We start from the raw sequence: 5,523 nt of genomic DNA, 5'->3' as shown, positions 1-5,523 counted from the left end.
GGGGGATGGTCCGGGGCCGGATCTCGCAGGACGGGTCCTCGACAAGGGCCTGCTTGAGCATCCAGAGGTGGGCTAGCCCGCAAATGAGGGGGTGCGGCAGGGGTAACGGCATCCTTGGGGCCGCTCGCGGCGCCCCTGCGCCCAGGTCTCGCGCTCGCCGGTCTGTTCGGCGTGGTGGTGCCGGGCCCCCGGCGTGTTGGTCGCTGTTGACGCTGACTCATTACGCACCCTGGGAGACAGACCGTTTACGTTTGCACATGAATGGGTGGGGCAGGAGACGAGATGGCTGAGACACCACGGTCGCAGGGCGACACCGGTGCGGCAGGAGACGACCGGTGCGCCGACGGCACGAAGGGCTGCTCACCCCGATCCGAGAACCGTGATCTGGGCGCGCCCCGCCTGGTGGTGAAGCGGTGGCGGCGTTACGGCCACGACCGTTTGTACGTGGCGCATCCCGGTGGGGTGAAGCTCGGCTGGTGGGACCTGGTCACCGATGAACCCCACCCCGAGGCCCCGCAGTTCCTGCCGGTCCTGGGGGAGGCGGTGGCGGGGTGGAAGGCCGGCCGGCGCCCCGGTGACCGCTCAATCAGTGCTCCCGTAGACGCCGTACCCGGCGCAGCGGTGACGGTCCAGCCCGTCACCTCAGCCCAGGCTGCTCCCTCCACTCCCGAGGGCACTCACGTCGTCTCTGCGCTCGCCGCCCCGGCCGCTCCCGAAGGCACCTACCTCGCCTCGGCGCTCGCCGGCACATCGGCTCTGGCGGGGGAGGAGTCCGGGGTGGGGGTTGCGCGACCGGTCAGCCGTGTCGCCACCGATGAGACCACCGAGCCTGGTGCCCGGCCGTGGGTTGATCTGGCTGCCAACACCCCCGGGGCGCAGGCGCGGGAACAGGCCCGCACGGCCCGGGAGGCTGCGCCGGTGAAGACGGTGGTGGCCCGCCTGCTGGGGGTGCACACCGAGGAGCGTGCGTGGCGGATCGGAGCCGATGGGGAGGTGAAGGTCGCCGCCGCCCTGGCCACGGTGGTGGCGAGGGATCCTCGGTGGCGGGTGCTGCATGCCATTCCGGTGGGGGAGCGGGGCGCTGATATCGATCACCTGGTCATCGGTCCTGGCGGGGTGTTCACGGTCAATGCCAAGCACCACCCCGGGGCAAGGATCTGGGTCGGTGGGAACACGGTATTGGTCAATGGTCATCGGCAGCCCTATGTGCGCACCAGCCGTCATGAGGCCGCCCGCGCTACTCGACTCCTCAGCGCGGTCTGTGGCTTTCCCGTGGCTGTGGAGGGGCTGATCGTGACCGTGCGCGCCGAGGACGTGGTCATCAAGCAGCAACCCGAGGGCGTGTCGGTGGTGTCCCGCCACCAGCTCACCCGATGGCTGCTGCGTCAGCGTGACGTCCATACCCCCGAGGTGATGGAGGCCGTCTATGAGGCGGCGCGGCGCTCCACCACCTGGCGATAACGGGCCTGGGAGCGGCCGGCCATCGGGGCCGAGGGTAAGCATCGGAGCGCCCGTGCAACACGGCTTGAGCTATGTGGCCGGAGGCGAAGGTGGGGCAGGGGCAGCGACCTGCCCGGTCTGTGGGCCGGTGGGGGTGGTGGGTGGGGCGGGGGCCCAGTGTCCGGTGCGTTCCCCGGTGCGGGTCATGCGGATCTTGTAGTGGTGGGGACCGCGGATCGGGCGGTGCTGGACCTCGGCAATCAGCCACCCGGTGTCGGCTGCTCCGGGGTGGAGTTCGATCAGCGGGGTGTCGCCTGCCGAGACGGTGGTGGGGGTCCAGGAGTCGGGGCCGGGTAGTTCGGTGTCGATGACCATTTCCTGGCCGCCGAGGTTGAAGGTGCGAGGGCACCAGCACCTGTTGCCCGCATGGGCCGGTGAAGAAGCGGTCACCCCAGGGGAAGGGGGAGACCGGGGCCAGCTCGGCCTCGGTGAGCTGCTCCAAGGCGGCTTCGAGGGCGGCGGGCCATTGGTGTTGGGGGAGGGTGTGGAAGTGGGTGGTGCGGATGAAGCGGACTCCGCCTCGGGTGGTGTTCTTGCCCAGGTAGCGTCCGGAGTCCAGCAGGGCGAGGTGGACTTTGTCGCCGTAGTCCAGTTGCCAGGTGAAGAAGACCGCGTTGTCGAAACGCGGCCGCGTGGTCAGTGTCCCGAGCCGGGACGGTGGCGTCGAGGCGGTGGCGGCGGGCTGGGTCAGGATCGGCTGGGCCAGGATCTGTTGGGCCGGGGCGGCCGGGGTGGTGGTAGCGGTCGTCGTCCCGACCCGGCGCACCTGCGCTGGCTGGCCGGCTACCGCGTCCGTGACGGCGGCGACCAGGGCGGTGATGACCTCCTCAGTGATTGATTCACCACTGGTAACGACGTCGTATCCACCCAACGGGGGCTGCCCGCCCCATCGCAGGCGGATGACGGTCCACCCCACCTGGGTGAACAAGGCATTGCGCACCACATCGTGCAGGACGCGACGGCCGTGGGTGTAGAGCGGATCGACCTCCACACAGACTCGGGTGTCCTTGACGATGAAGTCGGGGGTGAGCACGGGAAACTTCCCGCTGAACGGGTCCAACCCGCACTGGGTGGCCCACCCCTGCTCCACCGACACCCCGGCGGCCAGCAAGCGCTGGCGCACCGTTTGTTCAATCGTGGAGGTGGCCGGGTTCCGGGAGGGCACCACCGCCCCGAGAGGATGCCGCGGCGAGGGCAGCAGTAGCTCGAAGATCTCGTGCGGGTTCATCAGAGGATTCCTCGGAGGTGTCGGTCGGGCCAGTCGCCTACCGCGCGCATGGCCCGGCCCGCACCCCTTGTCCCGGGATTGCTGGGGTGGCCAGCCATAGGCTGAGTCATGCCGGGGGCCAGGCCGTCGTCCGTGCGGCGCCGGGTCACCCTAGAGTCCCCCGGCAGAGGTGGGTTGCCCGGCGCATCGCGGTCAGGGCCCGGGCGCGGGCTTCAGCGCGGGTGTTCAGTGAGCGGGGGCTGGGGTGGGGAGGCACAGGGTGGGCATCAGCGGGCGGTCCATGCGGAAACGTCCTCCGGCTGGGATCAGCGGTAGTTGGCATCGAAATGGCCCTCGGTGGCTAGAAGGCCTTCCGCGTCGAGGGCTTTGCACTCTACGTCGGCGTGGCCGGCGTCGCGTTCTCCGGCGCTGGACCAGAAGCAGTGGTATTCGGGGGTGCGCTGGCCCCGTGCCCCGATGGGTTCGCCGGTGTCCGTGACGATCTGCAGGATGGCCTTCGCCTCCTGGCAGGTGATCCCGTGGAGGTTGTCGTAGGTGTACTGGAGCCCTGCGCAGGTGGCCTCGGTGCTGCCCTCCGGAGCGGCCGTGGGTGCCGGGCTGCCCCCCGGGGCCTCCTGCCCCACGGAAGCTGGGGCAGGAGCCGCGGTGAGGGAGTGGAGGATGGGCAGGATCTGGGTGCGGAACCGGGTGCTGGCGGCGAACTGCTCGGCTTCGGCGGCCATGTCGACCTCGGTGTTGGGGCCTAGCATCTGGTGCCCGGTGAAGGACAGCAGGTATCCCTCTCCCCACTGGAGGTCCCCGAAGATCGGGTCCGCTCCGGTGGCCGAGGTCATCCCGTAGAGCACACTGGCGTTCCCGCCCACGCTCTGCCCCGGCGAGGCGGCCACTGCCGCCACGGCCGGGGTCCCGAGCTTGTCGACGACTCCGGGGACCTGCCCCTGCGGGATCACGATCGGGGTCAGCGGCGGGCTGACCTTGTACATGTCCTCATCCGGGCGCACGCTCAGCGACAGCACCTGCTCACCCGCAGCGTCGCTCACCACCCACCGTCGCACCTCCTCGGAGGTGTCCTGCGGCACCGTAACCGTCCACCCGGTGGGGTAGCCGAAGCTCAACGCACCGTCCGGGGAGGTGAAGGTCTGCTCCAGGGCAACGGCCGGCTCCTCGGACGCAGTCGGTGACGGGTCGCTGGTCGGCTCCGCGGAAGCACCCGCAGACGGCGCCGTGGAAGCCGAGGCGGTCGGCTCCGCAGAAGTACTGGCGCTCGCCGGCGCGGAAACCTTCGATGGTGCAGCTGCGCCCGAGTCCTGGTTGGAGCACCCGCTCACCGCCAGCACGCAGACCAGGGCAGCCGACAGCAGGGCAGAGCGAGGGGTGAACACCATGCAAGCAGGTTCGCAGATGCAACACATCGATGGTGTTGCTGCCGTGGGATGCAAGACATAAACCATCTCAGCGAAACCTAACTGCTAATCCGCCCCGCGCCCACGCCCCCATCGCAGGCCAGGAAGTCCCACCCCTAGGGGACAAGATCACACCCCCATAGCGCCCCTTTGCTAGACGACGCCCACTCGTAGCTAGCGCTCGCAGGGCTAGAGCAACGAGCTGACATCCACGGTGTGAACGTGGATGTCAGCGCGCACCTGGCCGTAGCAGACGAAGTAGACGGCGCAGAACGTGCAAATCATTCTCACCGACAACACCGACGGCAGCCAGGCGGCAGAAACCGTGCGCTTTGGCCTCGACGGCAAGGACTACGAGATCGAGCTCAGCACCGCCAAGGCCGAGCATCTGCGCGAAGCACTGGCCCCGTACAGCAGCGCGGCCCGTAAGGTCACCGCGAAGACCGGCACCCGTTCCACCTCCCACACCAGCCAGGGCGGTGGCAACGGAGAGACTGCCGCGATCCGCGCCTGGGCGGAGGCCAACGGCTACGAGGTCTCCGACCGCGGCCGGATCCACCGGCACATCAAGGACGCCTACCGGGTTTCTCAGAAGGCAGCGGCGCTGTGGCGGGTGTCGGGCTGGGGTGCTGCTGTGTGGTGGTGATGAGGGGCCGACGGCTGAGGTGAGGAGGTTCATTCATAAATGAATGAATGAACCTGGGCGGGCGGAGCGGGGGGACATGACGGGTGGTGTGGTGGGAGCTGAGACTGCCGGTGTGGCAGGGGCCTCGGCGGGGTGCTGAGGCCCCCTGCCTGGTTGGGGGTGTGGTGGGGCCCTGGGGTGGGGGCCGCGGGTATTGAGCTCGGCGGCCGCGGTTCTCGTAGTCGGGTAGCTGCTCGGGTGGTTGCTGGGGGCCGGTGCGGGCCGGCCCTGGGGTGCAGGGGAGGCTTCGGGAGGCGCCCTTGTGGACGCCTGGGGCGCTTGTGGGCGCTGGGTTTGGGGATGGCCGGTAGCGGAGGCTGCGGGGGCGCAGCCTCGTCCTGCTGGGCCCTCTTGCCACCCATCTCACGGGTAGGTGTGCTCTGCCCTGCTCCATCCGGCCACGCATCCCCCTGAGGGCGTCTCCGCGGTGGGTGAAGTGCGGTGTCCTCGCGCAGCGCGAGGACGGTCCAGGGCTACGGCAGCGCGAGGGGAGCAGGCACCCCGCCAGCGGCCCGGGGATGGTTGTGGTGATGGGGCTCGTGGCCGCGGGCGTCGAGCTCGGGGGAGCTGGTGCGCGGTTGGTGTTCTGGGCTGCGGTGGTGCTGGGTGGCCGGCCGGCCGGGGCTGCTCAGGGCTTGGGGTGTTCTCCTCGGCTGAGGATGTGGGGTTCGAGCTCGAATCCAGCTGGAGTCGAGTGGTGGAGGGGG

General features: G+C 69.7%; 4 protein-coding genes. 3 read left to right on the top strand and 1 reads right to left on the bottom strand.

Annotation, left to right across the window (positions count from 1 at the left end):
* Positions 1–282: 282 nt before the first annotated feature.
* Positions 283–1,461, top strand: a complete 1,179-nt coding sequence (locus M3185_RS16810; RefSeq protein WP_251334821.1) for a nuclease-related domain-containing protein — start codon at positions 283–285, stop codon at positions 1,459–1,461.
* Positions 1,462–1,807: 346 nt separating this feature from the next.
* On the top strand, positions 1,808–2,338 hold the full coding sequence (locus M3185_RS16805) for a hypothetical protein (RefSeq protein ID WP_251334820.1): 531 nt from the start codon (positions 1,808–1,810) through the stop codon (positions 2,336–2,338).
* Between the two features lie 695 nt (positions 2,339–3,033).
* Here M3185_RS16805 and M3185_RS16800 read toward each other — a convergent pair.
* Positions 3,034–3,768 carry a hypothetical protein gene (locus M3185_RS16800; protein WP_251334819.1) on the bottom strand — a complete coding sequence of 245 codons (735 nt, stop codon included), beginning with the start codon at positions 3,766–3,768 and terminating at the stop codon, positions 3,034–3,036.
* 637 nt (positions 3,769–4,405) lie between these two features.
* Between M3185_RS16800 and M3185_RS16795 the strand changes: the two genes are divergently transcribed.
* Positions 4,406–4,777 (top strand): histone-like nucleoid-structuring protein Lsr2, encoded by a 372-nt coding sequence (locus M3185_RS16795; RefSeq protein WP_251334818.1) that lies wholly within the window; start codon positions 4,406–4,408, stop codon positions 4,775–4,777.
* Positions 4,778–5,523: the final 746 nt, after the last annotated feature.

This window comes from Kocuria rosea (assembly GCF_023715525.1).
Classification (GTDB): Bacteria; Actinomycetota; Actinomycetes; order Actinomycetales; family Micrococcaceae; genus Kocuria; species Kocuria rosea_A.
This window is presented reverse-complemented; position numbering and strand designations above follow the sequence as displayed.

What these genes read in the sequence shown, in the direction of transcription:
- M3185_RS16805 (WP_251334820.1), top strand. Translation starts at nt 1,808, where the DNA reads ATGACCATTTCCTGGCCGCCGAGGTTGAAGGTGCGAGGGCACCAGCAC.
- M3185_RS16810 (WP_251334821.1), top strand. Translation starts at nt 283, where the DNA reads ATGGCTGAGACACCACGGTCGCAGGGCGACACCGGTGCGGCAGGAGAC.